This is a genomic window from Bradyrhizobium sp. 142 (genome assembly GCF_023074015.1).
GTDB lineage: Bacteria > Pseudomonadota > Alphaproteobacteria > Rhizobiales > Xanthobacteraceae > Bradyrhizobium.
Genome location: NZ_JADPKQ010000090.1, coordinates 1 through 17,255 on the forward strand (window position 1 = coordinate 1; position 17,255 = coordinate 17,255).

At 55.5% G+C, this 17,255-nt stretch carries 15 protein-coding genes and 2 pseudogenes; 8 read left to right on the forward strand and 9 right to left on the reverse strand.

Going from position 1 to position 17,255, the window contains the following annotated elements:
* The first annotated feature begins 825 nt into the window (after positions 1–825).
* From IVA82_RS09335 to IVA82_RS09350, 4 genes and pseudogenes are all read left to right on the forward strand, one after another.
* Positions 826–1,758, forward strand: a complete 933-nt coding sequence (locus IVA82_RS09335) for a hypothetical protein (RefSeq protein ID WP_247390063.1) — start codon at positions 826–828, stop codon at positions 1,756–1,758.
* Positions 1,755–2,177, forward strand: coding sequence for a hypothetical protein (locus tag IVA82_RS09340; RefSeq protein ID WP_247390064.1), 423 nt, complete (start codon positions 1,755–1,757; stop codon positions 2,175–2,177). The genes IVA82_RS09335 and IVA82_RS09340 overlap by 4 nt, the downstream gene beginning before the upstream one ends.
* Before the next feature lie 374 nt (positions 2,178–2,551).
* Entirely contained in the window at positions 2,552–2,872 is a 321-nt protein-coding gene (locus IVA82_RS09345; RefSeq protein WP_346658809.1) for a transposase, read from the forward strand.
* Positions 2,872–3,153 (forward strand): annotated as a pseudogene (locus IVA82_RS09350) (transposase domain-containing protein); the annotation flags it as partial. The gene IVA82_RS09345 and the pseudogene IVA82_RS09350, both read left to right, overlap by 1 nt.
* Before the next feature lie 197 nt (positions 3,154–3,350).
* Here the strand turns inward: IVA82_RS09350 and IVA82_RS09355 are convergent.
* The 3 genes from IVA82_RS09355 to IVA82_RS09365 form a co-directional block, all read right to left on the reverse strand.
* Complete coding sequence (locus IVA82_RS09355; protein WP_247390066.1) at positions 3,351–4,457, reverse strand: phospholipase D family protein; 1,107 nt, start codon at positions 4,455–4,457, stop codon at positions 3,351–3,353.
* Between the two features lie 6 nt (positions 4,458–4,463).
* Positions 4,464–8,597, reverse strand: a complete 4,134-nt coding sequence (locus IVA82_RS09360; RefSeq protein WP_247390067.1) for a hypothetical protein — start codon at positions 8,595–8,597, stop codon at positions 4,464–4,466.
* A 414-nt stretch (positions 8,598–9,011) separates the two neighbouring features.
* Positions 9,012–10,064, reverse strand: a complete 1,053-nt coding sequence (locus tag IVA82_RS09365) for a P63C domain-containing protein (protein WP_247390068.1) — start codon at positions 10,062–10,064, stop codon at positions 9,012–9,014.
* A gap of 646 nt (positions 10,065–10,710) precedes the next feature.
* Here IVA82_RS09365 and IVA82_RS09370 point away from each other — a divergent pair.
* Positions 10,711–11,145, forward strand: a pseudogene (locus IVA82_RS09370) (heterodisulfide reductase-related iron-sulfur binding cluster); the annotation flags it as partial.
* Here IVA82_RS09370 and IVA82_RS09375 read toward each other — a convergent pair.
* Positions 11,142–11,675, reverse strand: coding sequence for a hypothetical protein (locus IVA82_RS09375; protein ID WP_247390069.1), 534 nt, complete (start codon positions 11,673–11,675; stop codon positions 11,142–11,144). The pseudogene IVA82_RS09370 and the gene IVA82_RS09375 overlap by 4 nt on opposite strands.
* A gap of 299 nt (positions 11,676–11,974) precedes the next feature.
* Between IVA82_RS09375 and IVA82_RS09380 the strand changes: the two genes are divergently transcribed.
* The gene (locus IVA82_RS09380) at positions 11,975–12,178 is read left to right on the forward strand and encodes a hypothetical protein (protein ID WP_247390070.1); all 204 of its coding nucleotides are present in this window, start codon (positions 11,975–11,977) and stop codon (positions 12,176–12,178) included.
* 538 nt (positions 12,179–12,716) lie between these two features.
* Here IVA82_RS09380 and IVA82_RS48510 read toward each other — a convergent pair.
* The 4 genes from IVA82_RS48510 to IVA82_RS09395 form a co-directional block, all read right to left on the reverse strand.
* Complete coding sequence (locus tag IVA82_RS48510; protein WP_256469634.1) at positions 12,717–12,848, reverse strand: hypothetical protein; 132 nt, start codon at positions 12,846–12,848, stop codon at positions 12,717–12,719.
* 40 nt (positions 12,849–12,888) lie between these two features.
* Positions 12,889–13,176 carry a hypothetical protein gene (locus IVA82_RS09385; RefSeq protein WP_247390071.1) on the reverse strand — a complete coding sequence of 96 codons (288 nt, stop codon included), beginning with the start codon at positions 13,174–13,176 and terminating at the stop codon, positions 12,889–12,891.
* Positions 13,177–13,423: 247 nt separating this feature from the next.
* Positions 13,424–13,744 carry a DUF3768 domain-containing protein gene (locus IVA82_RS09390; RefSeq protein WP_247493262.1) on the reverse strand — a complete coding sequence of 107 codons (321 nt, stop codon included), beginning with the start codon at positions 13,742–13,744 and terminating at the stop codon, positions 13,424–13,426.
* A gap of 152 nt (positions 13,745–13,896) precedes the next feature.
* Positions 13,897–14,142 (reverse strand): hypothetical protein, encoded by a 246-nt coding sequence (locus IVA82_RS09395; protein ID WP_247390073.1) that lies wholly within the window; start codon positions 14,140–14,142, stop codon positions 13,897–13,899.
* Positions 14,143–14,471: 329 nt separating this feature from the next.
* Here IVA82_RS09395 and IVA82_RS09400 point away from each other — a divergent pair, with 329 nt between their 5' ends.
* A complete protein-coding gene (locus IVA82_RS09400) occupies positions 14,472–15,650 on the forward strand; it encodes a type IV secretion system DNA-binding domain-containing protein (protein ID WP_247390074.1) in 1,179 nt (392 codons plus the stop codon).
* Between the two features lie 72 nt (positions 15,651–15,722).
* Here IVA82_RS09400 and IVA82_RS09405 read toward each other — a convergent pair whose 3' ends face one another.
* Positions 15,723–16,514 (reverse strand): hypothetical protein, encoded by a 792-nt coding sequence (locus IVA82_RS09405; RefSeq protein WP_247390075.1) that lies wholly within the window; start codon positions 16,512–16,514, stop codon positions 15,723–15,725.
* Between the two features lie 59 nt (positions 16,515–16,573).
* Here IVA82_RS09405 and IVA82_RS09410 point away from each other — a divergent pair.
* Positions 16,574–17,255, forward strand: a 682-nt coding sequence (locus IVA82_RS09410; RefSeq protein WP_247493263.1) for an IS5 family transposase, incomplete at its 3' end; no start/stop codon positions are given.

Consider the following 17,255-nt stretch of genomic DNA (forward strand, 5'->3'; position numbering starts at 1 on the left):
CCTACTTCAACCTTCCGCCGCTCCGCGTGGCGGCCTAATCTCGGCAGAGGCTCCACTTATCGACGCGGAAAGTCTGTTCAGACAAGCGGGACCAGCTCTGCGGGACCAGCTCTTCCGTTCGCTTGCCGATGAGCATGATCCTGCTATCACTCAAAGCGAGAACCCCTGTATCCAAGCTAGCGAAGCTGATGAAGCGATCGGAAGGCTCACTAAGACAGAAGGCACGGACTATGGGGATCGGCCTCGGGCATCTGCGATATCGATGAGGTCCCGCTACCTCGCCAGGAATATGGTTTGCTAGGACGGCCCACCTTCCTCGAACTCGGAACTCGATTCTTGGGTTTGCGTTATCTACAATCTGGACAACGAATGTTGGGGGCTCGCAAGTAGATCTCGGGTGAAAGCACGGCATAATACTACCAGATTGCAACGTTGGGAGGTACACGTGCAAAAGATCGTGGTATATGCTGTCTTAGTTTCGGTTTTTGCGTCAGCTTGCGCGATAGCAGGACAGTTTCCTGCTCCTTGGCCCTATGTGTTCGCCGCTGGTTTGGTGATTGGAGGGGTTATAGGAATTAGCCGACAGCAGAAGGAAAGTTGGAGAGTGCCCGTCGTAGTGTGCCTCGCCGCCGGTACCATTACCGCGCCGACGGCCTTCGAATATCCGGTCAAGGAAATACTTGGCCTATACTTGACAGTTGCGGCGTTGATAGCGGTCTCTGCCTGGTGGTGGCAATTAGACTACCGATCGACAAATTGAACCCACCCAAATGGCCTCGTAGGAGGCCATTTTCTATGTTAGGTTGAAAAAAACGGGGGCCGGGAATGAGCGAATCTCTAACAGTCGTCAAAATGATGCTCGGGCTGTTAATCGCGGGATTCGTTGGACTCGGTCCGCTATCCGCGATGCAGCTTGAACGCTGCAAGCGACCTGACGCTTCTCAACTGGCAGCCCAACACGCCGCGAAGCATTACGTCGAGAACCCTGGCCCGATCAACCGGACCGACGTTGCATTTTTCTCGTATTCATTTTTGGACCCGCCGACCGGGACAACTCACCGAATACGAAATTCGGTTTGCAATGTTAATCAGCAGAATGCGTTGAGTTTCAAATGGGAGCCTGTCGGACTTGCCTTAGTCAATTTGCCCAAGGGTGAATGCTATTGCGCTGAGCCACCGCTCTTTTTGGTACACGAAGAAATTGATGTTCTTGATGCAGCTCACATCCAGTTCATTAACACTTCAGAACGGAATAGGCTGCCTGCCAGCGCGTTTGTCAGAAAAAATCGTGCCCCTGAAAAGTCTCCTCTGGACAATGTTATCGATGTTCTCAAAGAGAAAGCTGGCAAAATCATAAGCGAACAGCTGCGGCTCTCTTCCTCCTGGAAGGATGGCACTATTACTCTCGGAATTAGTGGCGAGACTAGCGATAGATTTCTCGTCGCGATCGAGATGCCGCCACGGTTGCTGGAGAATGTTACGGACCAGTTGAAGGATCGAGAAACGGTGGGACTGGCTGCGTCTAGCATCAACGATCTGAATATAAAGGATCAAGAATGGATTCCGGAGAGGATCCTGAAGGCTAGAGTAGCGGCTGTTTCGCAGAAACGCACAAATTTTGCAGATACGATCTTCTCGATCACAGCGTCAGACGTCGAACCTGTCGAGCTTCAGGTTGCCGTATTCAGCAATGACGCCGTACGAGCATTCGTAGTAGCTGCACCTATAGTGATTTATGCACCAGCGGACCGTAGATGATGACAAGCGCGTCGAAGCCAAAAGGCGGATGGCTTTTGCGCCTAGCCGGAATCGCTGTACTTATTTTTAACGTTGTAGGGCTTCCGTTACGTCTTTTTTGGGAAGCATATTTCAGGGGTGTCGGCGTTATTTGCTTTATCGTGGGAATGATTATCGGCGGCATGATTTCGCCCCACGTCCGCACCAAATTGCGCCTACGAGGCAGGATTGTTTTCTTTGGCGCAATGGCGGTCGGTGTCATCGTCATGTATCCGCTGTACATTAGTTCTGTAGATCAGGTAGAGCCTTCGAACTACTCGTTATCCGCCAGACAATTCTGGGAACTCTTTCTCTACGGCGCGATAAACCTTTGCTGGGGGCTCTGTGCTGAAGTTGCTGCGAACACAACGACCTCGCTAGGAAAGGGCGATGCCGAATAGCCAATCGAACTCGCCCCCCGCGACCGGTTATCTAAGCACGAGAGCGATAAAAGCGCGTTCCCTGCGAGACCCAGCTCTGGCAGTGCGCTTGTAAAATCATTAGAAAGTACCTTCTCGCCGTCGATGCACGCGAGCAAATCGCTCCCGTCTATCATGTTGCCTAGGTGATCCCTGGTCGCAACGGCTGTCATTTTATCTCCGGTCATGTTTCGGGCGCTCCTAAGCGCATCCTCGACCGTCGCGACCTTTCTTCCTATCGTCGCGATGGGGCCGCTTCCCGAAACGAAGTAGGACATGCGTCATGGCACAGCCCACTGTACGCCCACGATGAAGGCCGCCTTGTTTTGAGAGGCGGATTGAGCACTCATAAGCACGTGTTTAAGAGCGAGCTTAATTGGAGCGAGGATGAACGGTGCCGGATCGTTGCGGAGGCCTTTGCGCCGGGATCGTGTGTGGCGCAGGTTGCGCGGGATCACGACATTTCGACGGGGCTGATTTACACCTGGCGGCGCCGGCTTCGCCAGGACCTTGCTGACCAGGGCTTTGTGAAAGCGGCGATGGAAGCGGAGCCGATCAAGGAAGCGGCACCGTCCGGTGAAGTGATCGTGGTGGAATTGACGGGGAGCGGACGGATCAGGATTTGCGGGTCGGCGCCGCCCTCGCTGGTGTCGGCGGTGTTGAAGGCGCTGCGATGATCTGCTTGACCAACAATTGCGCTGAGCGCGCATTGAGGGGCATCGCATTGGGAAGGCGCAACTGGACCTTCGCCGGCAGCCAGCGTGGCGCCGACCGTGCCGCCATCATGCTGACGATGATCACGACCTGTCGCCTCAACGACGTCGATCCCAAGGCCTGGCTCGCCGACGTCCTCGCCCGTATCGCCGATCTTCCCGCGTCGCGTCTGCACGAACTGCTGCCCTGGGAATGGAAGCTCCTGCGCCAAGCCGACAAGCCCGCCGGTCAGCAGGCCGCCTGACCTTCACGCAACGCCATCATAGAGCTCGCCGTGCCCGCGCGCATGCGTCAATCAGGCGGTCCTCGTCGTCGTATGCGTACGGCTGAGGCGCTGGAGCAAGCCAAGAACTTTGCCCGCGAGGAACAGGACAAGCTCGATGCTGTGAAAGATCGTGACGCGACGATCCTAGGCTCGGGATAGTTTCGCTCGGAAAGCCGCTATTCCAATCCCCATTTTCGTGCGCCCGTCCTTGTTTGTTCTTTGCATTTGCGGGCTAACGTTCTCACGTAGTCCTTAGCAGGAACGATTGAACATTTGTAGTCGTTAGAACCAACTCGCTCAAAGATTACGACGGCGGGGCGCGCGATACTTTGCAAAGGTCGAAGGCGAAGACGGTGCGTATTATTTCCAAAATGGGTAAGGTGAACTTTCACCATCTCATTTGGAAAACGAAAAGTCGCCTCTTTGCTTTCATTTTGCCCAACGCCAAAGAATGTCGCCAGCGTCCCGACTGGAAGCTGAATCTGATACCCTTGGTTTTTGCTGTTTCCCTGGCCGCCAGTTTCATATTTCAATATTTGAAGATAGAGCCGTTTTGGGCGGACACTCAGTGTGTCCATCTTCGAAAATATTTTTGAACGCGTTGCCGGCTCCTTTAGCGCGAGAACCTTCTTGAAGAGCGGCTTAGGGCTCGCTTTTACAATCGCGGCAAGCTTTGGTTTGCTTTGGTCCGATCGGCTTTCTCCTTTATCCAGTTCGGAAGCCAACTCCATTTGCTTCTGAAGTTTACGCACTAACGATAGAGTCAACTCCTCTGATCCTGCGCGCATCGATTTCCAGGCGGCTTCGGCCTGTTTTTCGAAGGCGTCACCACGCCTTGCGCAAACCTCAACACCGAGTTCGGTGTTACGGACAAATCCGCCTCCCGTCAGATTGGCCGATCCGAGGATAACAACCGTGGTTTCCGGAAATCTAAACTCGAAGAATTTAGGATGAAAAATGGAATTAGCGTACTTGTCCTCGATAGCTCCTGCGTAGGTGTGTGTGCTGTACAACTCCTGAAGGTAGAGACCGTACAGCAAACTATCTGCCGTTGTGATGCCGTTCGCGACGCCATAGATCGATTGGAATTCCCCACCATCACCCAGTAACTTTTCGATCTGGGGTGCAATTAAGCCGATACCGTCCCATCGGGCGTAGGCTACGGCGGCTCTGAAGCGTTCCAAACCAGTGGTCGATAAAAGTTCGACGACGCGTAGAAATAGATGTTTGGGACCAGTAGGCGTTTGCTCAAAAATTGAGACACTTGGCGACGATTTGCCCATCCACCCTCACAATATGATTGTTGCGTCCGGATCGCCCGCGCTAAGGGCGCTTAGCCACGCGAGGCACAGATCGCGGGAAAGATACCGACCGTGCGTTGCGGTTTCCTGACGTTCAACGATTGGAAATGTTGAGTAGATGTATCTCACGTCATCGCGTTCGGTGATGCCGTATAAAAGAAAATAGATTGCATCAAGTTTCGCGCGAAGCTGCATGCGGCGCACTTCGTCCCATTTGAAGGGAGGCTTAACTTTACCCATGCTATCGACGTGGCCAAGGTCTAGCGCGAACGGGGTCATATCATTCGCAGTGTAAGTCAACTCTAAGACTGCCTCGCGTACAATTTCCTCCGCTGACTTTTTACCAAAGCGGTTCGCTGCGTAATGGTCGAAGGGGACGACGGGGAGTTGTTCCACAATAAATAGATTTAGCGTCTGACCCTGCACCTTTTGACGCGTTACAAAATCAAAGACGGTACTGTTGAGGTTGGCGCAAAGCAAATATTCCCGGCGATCGCTTTGGGGTACCTCCGGCAACAACAGAGGAAGCTTATTTCCAAAGGCCACCCTTGGAAAAATTGCTGCGATGAAAGTGCGTTCGTTTGTCGCTGCCGTAATCTCTTTGAAGCCAAGCACCCAACCTTCATTGCCGTTCCAAGGGCATTCGGACGCGGACACCCAAAACTGAGGATCAGGCTGCCATGCAGGATCGGAATGCTGTTTCAAAGTTGCGGCTTCCGGCTGAGCCGGACGATGCTGGTTGTTAGGATTCACGACAACATTCGCTGCGCGATGATCGAATGCCTGAGCCATCTTACCTTCATATAGAGGTAGCCACTCGCCGCTCGGGCCCTTGTACAGATTTCCGATGAACGGGTATGCCCCCTCCGTCTCCTCCAATTCAAATCGCGTTCGAAACAGACTGGAATCGTTCGTCATGTGGAACATGGTCGAATAGCGGAGCGGCCAGGCCTTCACTTCTCCTCCGGTTGACCGATCAACAAGAACCGGAAGCTGATCGTACACTTTCGTGGTTAAAGTCGCATCTCGCCGCGTCTTGAAGATTGGTGCAGTGCCGGTATTGGGATTAACCCGCGCGAAGTCGCGTGCTGCAAGCGGGAAGCATCGTTCAGGATCTTCCAGTTCGCAAATATCTTGGAGGAAAAAGGCGCACCGCGCGGCAGCAAATGTCCGAGAAGGACTTGCAATGGTCGCACAGAATTTAAACCGACTATCCACGTCGGGGAAGAAGGGCTTTGCGTCATACCGGGTTCGCCGGTTTTCGAAATCGAACAAACTTTTCAGTTTGCCGCTGGTTGACAAGCCCTTAAAAAACGGCGCGGCAGTTTTATCGGATGCAATACCCGATGGTGTGAGTAAGCCGACGATGCCTTCGGGCTTAACAAGCGACATGGCGCGTTCAACGAACAGCGAATAGATGTTTACGTCTCCTCCAGAAAGCAGAGGATAGTCGCCATCAGTGCGGGCCATTCGGATGCCAGCCTCGGCGCGAGCGGAGGCTTTTGAGTAATCCAAGGCAAGCGGGTCACCGGCTTTCTCAAGTTTGGTGACCATCTTTTTGCGTTCGGCGGCCCGCTGAGCAAGCGCAATTTCGCGCCGGCGGGCAGCGAACCACTCGACCTCTTGCAGTTTGATGCGATCCCACGGCGGGTTACCGATGATCGCATCAAAGCCGCCAGTCAGAATTGTTTTGTCCCAATCAGACCAGACGCCGGGAAAGGCGACCTGCCAGTGGAGAAAGTATTCCTCAGCTATCAGCGCGCGTGACTGTGCAAGGATCGATGAGAAGGCTTTAGCATCGTTCTGAGCTCTTTCGGAGCCATAGTGCTTTTGAAGCGGATCGGCTTTTCCAAGTACAATTTTTACCGGGTCGCCAAACACACCAGACAGGAAGGCTTGTAGCAGAAGCTTGTTGTCGCGCGTATTCAGTTCGAGCCAGTCGAGCGAATGTAAGAATGACAAAAGAGCGCCGAGCGGAGCCGTCATGTCCTGGACTTCTGCGAAAACGTCGGCGGACCGGTGAGCCTCGGCGATCTCGACGTCGGTCAGGCCCTCGATAATCTGCATCGATGAGGCGGCGCGCAAGGCGCGGTTCATTGGTTCGTGCAGAAATAGCGTGTTTCCGCTCTTTGCACCCTTTGTCTTGCCGCTTTCAATGATCGACGCCTTCGCGAAGCCGCCATTTACCCAAAGTCCAAACAGACTGTCTCCGTGTCGCAAATGGTGATCCAGGAAACTTAAGGGCGCACCGACCGTGAAGGTGTGCAGCCATAGGGCGACCTTTGCCAGTTCTACCGCCATGAGATTTTTGTCGACGCCATAAATACAGCGCTTCAGAATCATTCGTCGGATGATGTGCCGGTCGTCGAGCTGTTCGGGATCGACTGTCCATCCTCGATCTTCGGCGTTGCCAAGAATGGTATTCCGGATCGTTTCGATCCGATCGGTAAGTGGAGAGACGTAATGGCCCCATCCCACCATGGCCTCAGCCTCGGCCATAGCTGTGATGACCTGATCCGCTAGATAATCTACCAAGGCCACAAGGAAGTGGCCGGAACCCATCGCTGGGTCGCAAATTTTTAGATCGAGGAGCTTTTCCGCAGGATCCGCTCGCTTCAACGTACCAAGTCTCTGATTCAGCGGTTTGTCGCTCGCTGCTTGCTCTTCGACCTTTGTGGAGAAAGCCTCAAAGCGATCGGTAATTAGCGGTGATATCGTCTCCCGGATGATGAGAGTTACAAGTTCGTCGGGCGTGTAGTAACTTCCCGAGCCTTTGCGGGCAAAGATATTAGGGCGGATCTCGATGGCTTCACCGTCGCGGACGACTTCGTGTTCTAGCAGGCGCTCATAGATAGAACCGAGTTGCTGCACGCTCAGATCGCGGTAGTTGATATAATGTCGGCCTTCCGACGTTCGTTCGAAGGATAACGCATCGATTACGTCGGCCATCACCGCATCGGATATTCGCACCTCCGTCAGCAGCGGCGTGCGGTCCCGATCGAACAGACCGCCGTTGTAGGGCGGAAGTCCGATTGAGCTATCGCCCTTGTCAATGGCTCGGCACAAATCATCGATCGTTCCCCAGTAACGAGCGGCCGTATCGGAAAATATGTCGTTCTTGGTTTTGCGTTCGCCGATATTTCCACGCACCTTGTCCCGCAATCCATAATCGTCGTAGCGTGGATCACGCACAGGGAGTAAGTCCCGATCTTCGGCGTATAAAATGAATAAGAGCCGGTAGAGCAGTATCAGGGCGGCCTCGCGGACGTTCTGCAATTCGGCACTAGGCGCGGCCTTCGCGATGGCGCGCACCAGTTTCGGAAAGACCTCGCCGAATACAACGTTGGACAGATTAGTTGCAACGCGCTCTTCATAGAATCGCCCCTCATCCATCGCGCGCTGGTGGAAGGTACGTGGATCACTGGCTGTGCCTGTGAAGGCAGCTTGCCGAAATAGCAAATAGAAGACCCGGAGCGCGTGCTCTCGCTCGCCTTTGTTAAGGGCAATCAAGCCGCCTTCGTGGCCTTCAATTCCGAGAACTTGCGCCAAGTCTATCTCGAAGAAATATTCAGCGACCGAGCGCGCACCCTGATAGTACAGACGCCAACGTCCCCCGTTGGTGAGAATGCCCCACCGTAACTTGCCAGTAGTCAGGTCTTCGACCCGCCGCAAATACCGCAGCATCTGCGTGGATGGTGCCGTTTCCTCACCACGTGTTCCTGACCGACGGTCGAGGGGACGGTTCCAGCGCTTAGATTCGACAACGGCGAGCCCAAACTCATACCGCCGCCATTCCTCCGGCGTTTTGTTGGCCTGACCCTTCGCAAGATCGTCCTTGAACAGTATCCCGTCCGGTACGTCTTCGCGGCCTTTCGGCGCGAGATTTTGCTGGCGCAAGAATGCCGTCCAGCCGAGCAATTTGAGGACTTTCCAAATGAGATCATCTTCAGTCTGCGCCTCGTTCGGCGTCTGCCTGGTCGGAAACTTGGAAAAAATGTCCGTAAGGGATTTCGCAAGATCGCTGATTTCGGCGGCAGATATCTCTGCCCAATCGGGGAGCCGGGTAATCGAGTCAGTCAGAAAGTCGCTCGAAAAGAGACTTCCTTGATAGGTCTCGCCCATCAGTGGGGCCCCGAAAAATTCAACCGACGCGAACCGCGCGGGTGGTTGCGCTTGGGGACTTCTCCGAAGGGCATGCATGATACCTTGAAGTGAACAGTGAATTTTGAACCTACTGGGCTCGGTCCGATTTGGCTAGCCCATTGACTTTTTGTTGTTATTCAGTGGGCTGCTGTGCCGTCCGGATTATCGAAGGCATTTGATCACGGCATCTATTTCGGCTTCGATTCGCGTCGGGCGTGCGACCAGACGCGAAACTTAAAGGCTGCTTCTACCCTTTGCAGCATGGCCTACCTTGTTAGCGAAACGGACGATAGGGCCGGCTTGAAACTGGCGATCGAGCGTGGCTGGCTCGTGGTGCCCGAGAGCGGCACGTTCAGTAAGGTTTCACCCGAGCCGGGCGCTGATCCTGTTTGCTTAAGCTGCGGTATCCAGTTTATCGAAGAAATCGATTTGCCCGTCGTTGGCCTTCGGGATTGCCTCAGGAAACGCGCGATAGAAGGCTCTCTCAAAGTCCACTTTGTCCCTAGAAGCATTCCCGATACCGATTACCTGCCAAAGGTGCTGACGCAACGCTGGAACGCCAACCTCTTCGGTTAAGAACTGATGCAGTTTGAATTTTCGGGCGCCGCCTGCGTAGACGACAGGGTTAGCTTCATCAAGCATGTCTAAGACGGCGCCGTTGCTGTTGGCGAGCGGGTGGTAGATATATTTGCGCGTGAACCAACCGAAGAATTGCGGGTGCCGAAATGATTTTGGGTCTTTCCTCTTAAGGTTGTAAATCTTGTAAATCGTGTCAGCGAATTTGTCGGGAAACTCTTTCTCCCACTGCCGAAATTCAGAGCTGACGAAATCCTTCCAGAGGCGGAGATATTCTTCCTTCTTTACATCCTCGACATAGCCGGTCGCGGCATCGACCAGTGCGACAATGCCGACCTTCGCAGCAGATCGCATGATGATTTCGGCTTGCACGGCGAGGAACGCTTGAGACGGGGCCAGTAGATCATCGTTTCGCGCCTGGATTAGCGCGTCGCAGATTTCGATCAGCGTAGTCGCTTCATATCCGTCTGCCGTCGCAGTAGCACCCGCACCTTCCAAATCGGCATCCAACCTATTGAAAATAATGGGATTATCGATTTTTTCCCATAGATTTTCGCTGATTGCGGATCGTACCCCCTTCCGCGTCACTGTCCTCAGAAAGGCATTGCCACCCTCAGACTTGAGATTGAGCGCCCGTGCCATAGCGCCCTTGGCGATCAAGCGCCTGCCGTCATGCAGGCGATAGACCTCGATCTCCACATCGCCGATCGGCAAAATGCCCTGATGGCTTGTCCTCGGAAGCCCGGTCGGATCAGCTATCTTGGCCCACCGGGCTTGCGCGGCGTTCTTAGCGATTTCACGCCTCTGCTCAGAAGAGAGCGCGCGTGCACGGGCATTTCCGCCCTTACTTTGTCGGTCATTTTCGGACATTCGGCACCTTGTGCTTGCTAACGGCTCGCACATCCATGCTTGCTTCGTCCGATTCGAGCAAGCATATTCGCTGAGGGATGGACTTTCTGCTTGCTTATCCACCGCCTATATCTCGTCCATGCTCAAACCGAAGTACCTTCCCTGCATCCCGACCGGGGCAACGAAAGTTCCCGACCGGCCCGTGGATTCACGAGATCAAGCACGACGGCTACCGCATGATGGTGATGCGGGAGAATAACCGGGTGCTCCTGATCACCAGGGGTTGGTCGAAGCGGTTTCCGTGGATCGTCGAGTCGGCTGTCCGGGTGCGGCAGCAGCACACAGCAATTCGTCCTGGACGGCGAAGCGGGTGGTGCTCGCGTCGACGGCATGTCGGACTTCGCAGCGCTGCATTCCCGCAAGCACGATCAGGAGGTCCAATTCTACGCCTTCGACATGCCGGCGGGCGGTGGGCGACGATTATCGGCGGCTGTCGCTGACGATGTTGTGCGCAGATCGCAGAGCGTGAAGCCGACTTGAGGGTCGGAATGTATGGCGCCTCTTTACTGATCCTTCGGGGACGCTCAGGCCGCTTAACGACGATGAAAGGCAGCAAATAACCGAACTAGAGATTGAACCCCGCCGCAACGCGTGGATTGGCAAGCCCGCCGCAAGAGTTTCGGCACTGGCCAAGGACATTACGGAATATGTCAGCGGCCTCGATCTGCAGCATCGCCTATCACTCGGCTTGTTCACTGCAGCACAGCCCGAAAATCACGCAAGCCCCGTAAGAATTGCTTTCCAAGAACGGATTCGTGGTGAAAGATGTGCCCGAGAGGCCATTTGTGCTGCGATTCGGTGGGGATTTACAACATTCTCCAGCCTGACTTGCGAGCCCATTGCGCGATCGAAAGGTCGGCAACATCGCGATGGCCAAGCCGGACATGATCGCTGCGGTCAATATTGGATGCATGGTGCAGATTGCCGGCGGCACGCCAGTTCCTGTGGTCCACGATTTGAGCTTCTCGATTGGGCGACGGGCGGTCCCTGGCCGGGATTGAGCTCATCGATTGGCCCCGCGCGAAAGGCGGATGATTTTTAAGTGCCCGATCGACAGGGATCGTAGACATTGATCGGCGGCAACAGGAGGATCACTATGGCTAAAGGCAAAAAGAAGAAGGCTGGCAAGAAAAGTAAGAGCAAGAAAAAGGTTCTGACGGCGAAGAAGAAATCCGCGAAAAAAGCTTCGAAGAAATCCGCCAAGAAGTCGGCGAAGAAAGCCAAGAAGTCGGTCAAGAAATCGGCGAAGAAGTCGAAGGCGGCCGCGCCGAAAAAGTCGGCTAAAAAATCCGCCAAAAAGAGCTCGGCAAAAAAGATGGCAGCTCCGGCCGCTGCCGTTGCGCCCAAACCTGCAGCCCCCAAACGGGCAGCTCCCAAACCCCGCGCTCCCAAACCTGTGGCTCCAATGGCTGCTCCAACTCCGGCGCCCGCTGTCGCGCCAGCAGAGCACAGTTGGGCGGCGCCGAGTTCTGCCGCATCGACTCCTGCGGCACCCAGTCCCGCGCCGTCAGTGGGACATTCGGATAGCTTGAGTTCGTCCGGCCCGTCGTCTTCGGGCGAAGTGGACGACAATTAGTCGTCCGTGAAGAACCACGAGCGTACAGTATCGGTGCGGCGCGAAGGCCGCGAACGAACTTGACGCCTTCATTGCGCGACGGCCGGTCGATTGCCGCGCCCGTTGAGCCTGGATCGATACGGGCGCACGGTGGCGGTATGTTCGATTGATGGCGTTGACCTAAATCGAGCGCTATCTGTTTGGCATCCCTTTGGGGGTCCGAATTTTTTGGATGTCCATGTATTCAAAAAGCGTCTGAAAATTATCGTGCCACTCCCCGACGTCGGCTCCTGCAAAAGCCGCGCAAAATGAATTGATGTTCGAGATGCAGGGTATACGCATGATGCACTGCACGATCTGGGCGCAAGCGGTTCGCGAACTCGTTTCTGCCGAAGACGCCGACGTGAAATTTATTATCAGCGATCACCCGGTGACGATCTACAATCACGCGGTTCCGCCCCGACGCGCGGACGTGCGTTTAGTGTTGTGCGCAAAAAGGGCGAAGAGCGGCTCGACATAGCTGTTCGGTTGGTATGGCCGACCGAGATCACAGAGACCGATTTTTTCCGAGAAATGCAGCATCTGCCGAAGGCAAGAACTTATGACTTCTTGCAAAGGGTGACGGCAGAAGCTGCAGACGCCGCAGGTTAGGAGGGCGCCGGGGCTGCCATCATTGATCCACCTCTTGGCGCTCGGCCTCTCGATCCAGCTCCATTTGCCTCATGATGCGCTCTCTGGCGCTCGTTTTGCCGTTGGAGGTTCTCGTCATCGAGTAGACGCCCAGGCGTTGCCGGATCGGCGCTATACACATGCACGCTGTAGGGGGTGATGATAGTGATCCCCCGTTGCGATCGCTGGGCATGTGCCGGCACGGTCATAGCAACCGCAATTAAAGTGGTTTTCAGCAACACGGCGGGCCTCTTTACAAGTCGTGGAAGAAACGGCCCCAGCCCTCCGGGGGAGAGCTTAGGCCGGAAGTCGAGAAGTGCCAGGGAGGGAGGATGCCGACACGACCCAAATCTAGGTTCGCAAATCAGCCGATCCCATTAAATTCGGTTTTAGCCAGCAAGCCGCCACCGCGCCAGCCTTGCCTCTCCGACAATCTGCACGCCCTTGCCCTCGTGGTTCTTGAGGCTGTGCTGGATGCCCAGAGCTACGCCCTGCACGTCCTCCTTACTGGAGTCTTGCACGACTGCGCGGCCAACACAGCGGCGGCGATCTCGGAGGCCGTCATGGCCTCCGTGGCTGTCCTGAGCACATCCACCGCGCGCCTATATTATATAAAGTGCCCCGCTTGAACCACGGGTTGGCCTTGCGGCGCTTCACGCCGATGCGCGCGAGGTTGTAGCCGGGGTCCAGCAACTTCAGGACCGCCTCAACGTGCCGCATCTGGTCGCGTAGCTGTTCGCCCTGTTGCCGATTCTCAAATATCTGCCCGCCTAGCTCGGCATGAAGCCGCTCAACGGTGAAGATGGCGGGCCAGGTGTACGGGTTCTGCGTCGGCCTGTGTCGCGCCATGGTGATCTCCTTTGCGGTGGAGATGGGCGCTATCGTTCAAAGTTCTTGTGGCGTTTGCGCCATAATACCGGAATAAAAAAACCGGCCCCCAAATAATGAGGGCCGAACTAAAGTCACGTTCGCGCTGATCGGGCGCCTAACCGCAAATGCGGTCCGGCAGGCCATCCGATGGTCCCGACAACGGTACTCCTCCTGCTGGAGCGTCCATCCGCTGCGTCTAGATGGGAGGCGGCCACTTCTTGCTTTATCAGTACTCGGTCGCGAGCATGAGCGTGAGCACGCGTAGTGTCCGCTCGGGATTGCCGGGATCTTCGGAGCCGTGCCGCATGTCCTTATCGTAATAGTCTATCTTCCAGAAGAACTTGCGGCCGACCAGATCGAAGCTTCCGAAGTCGTGCTCACCGTGCGGGTCGTTCTCCGGCGTAAATTCCGAGAAATCCGCTACCTGACGAAGCGCCTCGGCCTTCACGCAGTCCGCTAGCTCCGCAACGCCGATTGTCATCATGACCTTGCCACCGCGGAACGCGTTCCGGAACGCGTCGTTGAGAAGTGCGATCTTATTCATCATCGCGCTCCTCCGCGTCCTCACTCCTGTAGGGGGACATATGACGGGCGCCGCAGTGCGGACAATCATCGTCACACTGTGCGGACCAGATGTCCGTCCACTCGCGGCCGCACTCTGCGCAGTGGTAGAAGTTTCTGACTTGCATCGCCGACCTCCTAGATCAAGTCGGCAAGCACGAGGACTGATACAAGCGTGTTGCCGCCACACGCCTCGCAGAAACCCTCGTCCTGGTCGGGCTCCATAACGGCCGTGTAGTCGCATCCCTCCGTCATGCAGATGGCGGGACACACACTATCCTTGAGAGCCGCCAATAGAAGAAGATCGTCGATGCTATCGAAGCCGCTAAGGTCGCAAAGCCGCATCAGCTTTAGAGCTTTTTGGGAAAGAGCAATGTTGGTCATCGTGTCCTCCTCGCTACGAGCACCCGACCCATTCGGGGGCTCGATCGCGAGGAGGAGGCCGAGCGTCCGTCACTGAGCCGGATTAGAATAAATACCCAATCGACCGTATGGACGCTCGTCGCGATGCCTCCGCCTCGCCACCGAGACCCGGACATGCATGCAGGTCCCGGATCGCGGGGCGGAACGTGTAAAGACCAAAACTCTGGGGTGATTGTCGCGGCTAAGTCGAAACGAGTGGAGGCGGGAGATCGTGCCACTTCGTCACTGAGCGGAGCGTGACATCGAAATACCTGACACACCCTCTGGGAGGATATGTCTGAGGCGCGAGTATGGAGCGCATGCTGCTAGCACTTACGCGCTTTGCCCGCGCCGACCATCGCAACGTCGACTACGCCTTTGGAATCAAGGACGAAGACCGCTTCTCGCACATCTACATCATCGGTAAGACAGGTACCGGCAAGTCGACCTTGATCGAGACGATGGTGCTCCAGGACATGGAACGCGGGCACGGACTAGCGCTCATCGATCCTCACGGCGATCTGGTGGACCGTGTCGCGGCTCAAGTGCCGATGCGACGAAAATCGGACATTATCTATTTGAATGCCTGTGATCCAGCGCAGCCGTACGGGTATAACCCGCTGCGCCATGTTCGCGAAGATCGCATCGCCCTTGCCGCTTCCGGCTTTATCGAGGTCTTCAAGAAGATGTGGCCGGACGCATGGGGCGTGCGAATGGAGCACATCTTGCGGAACGTGCTTATGGCACTCCTGGAGCAGCCGCAGTCGACGATGCATGACGTGCTTCGCATCTTGTCTGACCAGAAGTTCCGTACGGAGATTGCGCGAAAATTAAAGAATGAGACCGTCCGCACGTTCTTATTAAAAGAGTTCGATCGTTTTTCATTTGGCTACCGAGCAGACGGTACCGCCCCTATTCAAAACAAGGTTGGGGCCTTTCTTTCGGACCCACTCCTCAATCGGCTACTCACCGCGCCTGAGCGCGACCTCCACATCCGGCAGATGATGGATGAGGGCGGGGTGCTGCTCGTGAACCTAGCTAAGGGACAAATCGGCGAAGATAGCTCATCGCTACTGGGCGGCCTGCTTGTCACAACGCTTGGACTGGCCGCCTTCAGCCGAGCGGAATTGCCCGCGCATGACCGGAGAGATTTTTACGTCTACGTTGACGAGTTCCAGAACTTTACGACGCTCGCCATGGCCAACATGTTCTCGGAGCTCCGCAAATATCGCGTCGGGTTTACTGTCGCCCACCAGTACCTTCACCAGCTCGAGCCAGACGTGCGCCATGCCGTTCTCGGAAATGCCGGCACGATCATCTCCTTCCGCGTTGGCTCAGAGGACGCGAGCTACCTGGCGCGAGAATTTCAAGAGCGATTTGACGAGCTCGATCTATTGCAGCTACCCAACTATCATATCTACTTGAAGCTGATGATCGACGGGACGCCATCGCGTCCGTTCAGCGCCGAGACGCTTGCGCCCGGTTTTTGATGCTTTGGGTTTAGTACTGATTGGTGGCGTTTAGAACATAGGAACAGGAATTACAGCAAGCAGCGGGACGCTTCAGCGTTTACGTTGAAGATCCGCATATCGATCGCGCGCGTATTTGGCGATGGCTCGCTGCGCCCCATAGTGATCCTGAAGAATGCCGCCCATACTTTGCTCTACAACCCGAAAGATGAGCTCGAGGCGATCATGCATTTGGGACGCAATACCCAACAGTGTTTCCTTGTCGTCGCTAGATAGCTGCCCCTTTTTCCAAATGGCGTTCCAGTCTCCCAACAACTGTTGCATTGCTGAGTTGGAGGCGGCGATCGCGCTTTGATCCGAAGGAGGAAGCTCATCAAGATCATCAATCGTTACCTTCTTAAGCTCTCCGTATCCTTCAAACTCTACTGCATCGCCTCTGTCTGAGAGGCGGTGGTGCACAGCATTCGGGTTCATGCCGTCGGTTCCCCATCCGACCAATTGTTTCATGGCGGGCCGAATCTCTTCAAAGCGGTCAAGGTTTGCTTGAATCGAGACTATGCCCCTGCGCAAGACGGCGAACTTTTTGAACTCAGCGATGAAAGTCATCAAGATCTGGTGCTGTATGGCATAATTCGAGTCCGGTTTGCTGATCGAGATGTGATCAGACCCTGGTACTTTGAATGGCTCTCCGAAATATCTGGCGGCCGCGAAAGGCATCACAATCTGTCTTCGCAGACCGAGCCACCGCCTCAGCGGTATCGGTCGGTCCTCGATGAGCTCTTTACCGAACAGGGCAAAACGTCCGCTCTCCTTCAGTTTTAAGAAATCTCGGTCTAGCAGTCTGCTGAAAAACCCCCTCGCCACGGAGGGGGTCTGATGATTCACTTTATCATCTCGAATCGGTGGAGACGATCATGCGCGGCAGATTTATGGATTAGGGCGGCCTGTTTTCGTATATCGCGCCGGATAAGCGTGTGTCAGCAAACCATCCGCTGCGGAAGGTCCGGGAACTCGTCCGGGATGTTTTGAGTGATTTGAACCGCGGCCTTGGGAGGCTCTACGCCAGCGAGGGACGTCCTTCGATCCCTCCGGAGCAATTGCTGAGCGCCTTGCTGCTGCAGGTGTTCTACGGCATCCGCTCGGAACGCCAGTTGATGGAGCAACTGGACTACAATCTTTTGTATCGCTGGTTCGTGGGACTGTCGCCGGACGATCCGGTCTGGGACCCGACCACCTTCACCAAGAACCGGGAGCGGCTGCAGAACGGCGACGTGTTCACGAAGTTCATGACCAGGCTTCTGAACCATTCGCAGGTCAAGCCGCTGCTGTCGGACGAGCATTTTTCGGTCGACGGAACGCTGATCGAAGCCTGGGCTTCACAGAAGAGTTTTCGCCCCAAGGACGGCAGCGGCAACGATGATGACGGCGCCAACTTCCACGGCCAGAAGCGCAAGAACGACACCCATGCGAGTACCAGTGACCCGGACAGCAGGCTTTATCGCAAGGCGGCCGGACGGGAGGCCAAGCTTTGCTATATGGGCCACGCCACCATGGAGAACCGGCATGGGCTGGCGGTGGCCGGCAGGGTCACGCATGCCAATGGCACCGCCGAACGCCGGGCTTCGG

Excerpts from the sequence above, each read along its gene's own strand:
- IVA82_RS09355 (WP_247390066.1), bottom strand. The coding sequence starts at position 4,457 with ATGGGCAAATCGTCGCCAAGTGTCTCAATTTTTGAGCAAACGCCTACT.
- IVA82_RS09385 (WP_247390071.1), bottom strand. The coding sequence starts at position 13,176 with ATGGCGCGACACAGGCCGACGCAGAACCCGTACACCTGGCCCGCCATC.
- IVA82_RS09365 (WP_247390068.1), bottom strand. The coding sequence starts at position 10,064 with ATGTCCGAAAATGACCGACAAAGTAAGGGCGGAAATGCCCGTGCACGC.
- IVA82_RS09380 (WP_247390070.1), top strand. The coding sequence starts at position 11,975 with ATGTTCGAGATGCAGGGTATACGCATGATGCACTGCACGATCTGGGCG.
- IVA82_RS09390 (WP_247493262.1), bottom strand. The coding sequence starts at position 13,744 with ATGATGAATAAGATCGCACTTCTCAACGACGCGTTCCGGAACGCGTTC.
- IVA82_RS09360 (WP_247390067.1), bottom strand. The coding sequence starts at position 8,597 with ATGGGCGAGACCTATCAAGGAAGTCTCTTTTCGAGCGACTTTCTGACT.
- IVA82_RS09395 (WP_247390073.1), bottom strand. The coding sequence starts at position 14,142 with ATGACCAACATTGCTCTTTCCCAAAAAGCTCTAAAGCTGATGCGGCTT.
- IVA82_RS09340 (WP_247390064.1), top strand. The coding sequence starts at position 1,755 with ATGATGACAAGCGCGTCGAAGCCAAAAGGCGGATGGCTTTTGCGCCTA.
- IVA82_RS09400 (WP_247390074.1), top strand. The coding sequence starts at position 14,472 with ATGGAGCGCATGCTGCTAGCACTTACGCGCTTTGCCCGCGCCGACCAT.
- IVA82_RS09335 (WP_247390063.1), top strand. The coding sequence starts at position 826 with ATGAGCGAATCTCTAACAGTCGTCAAAATGATGCTCGGGCTGTTAATC.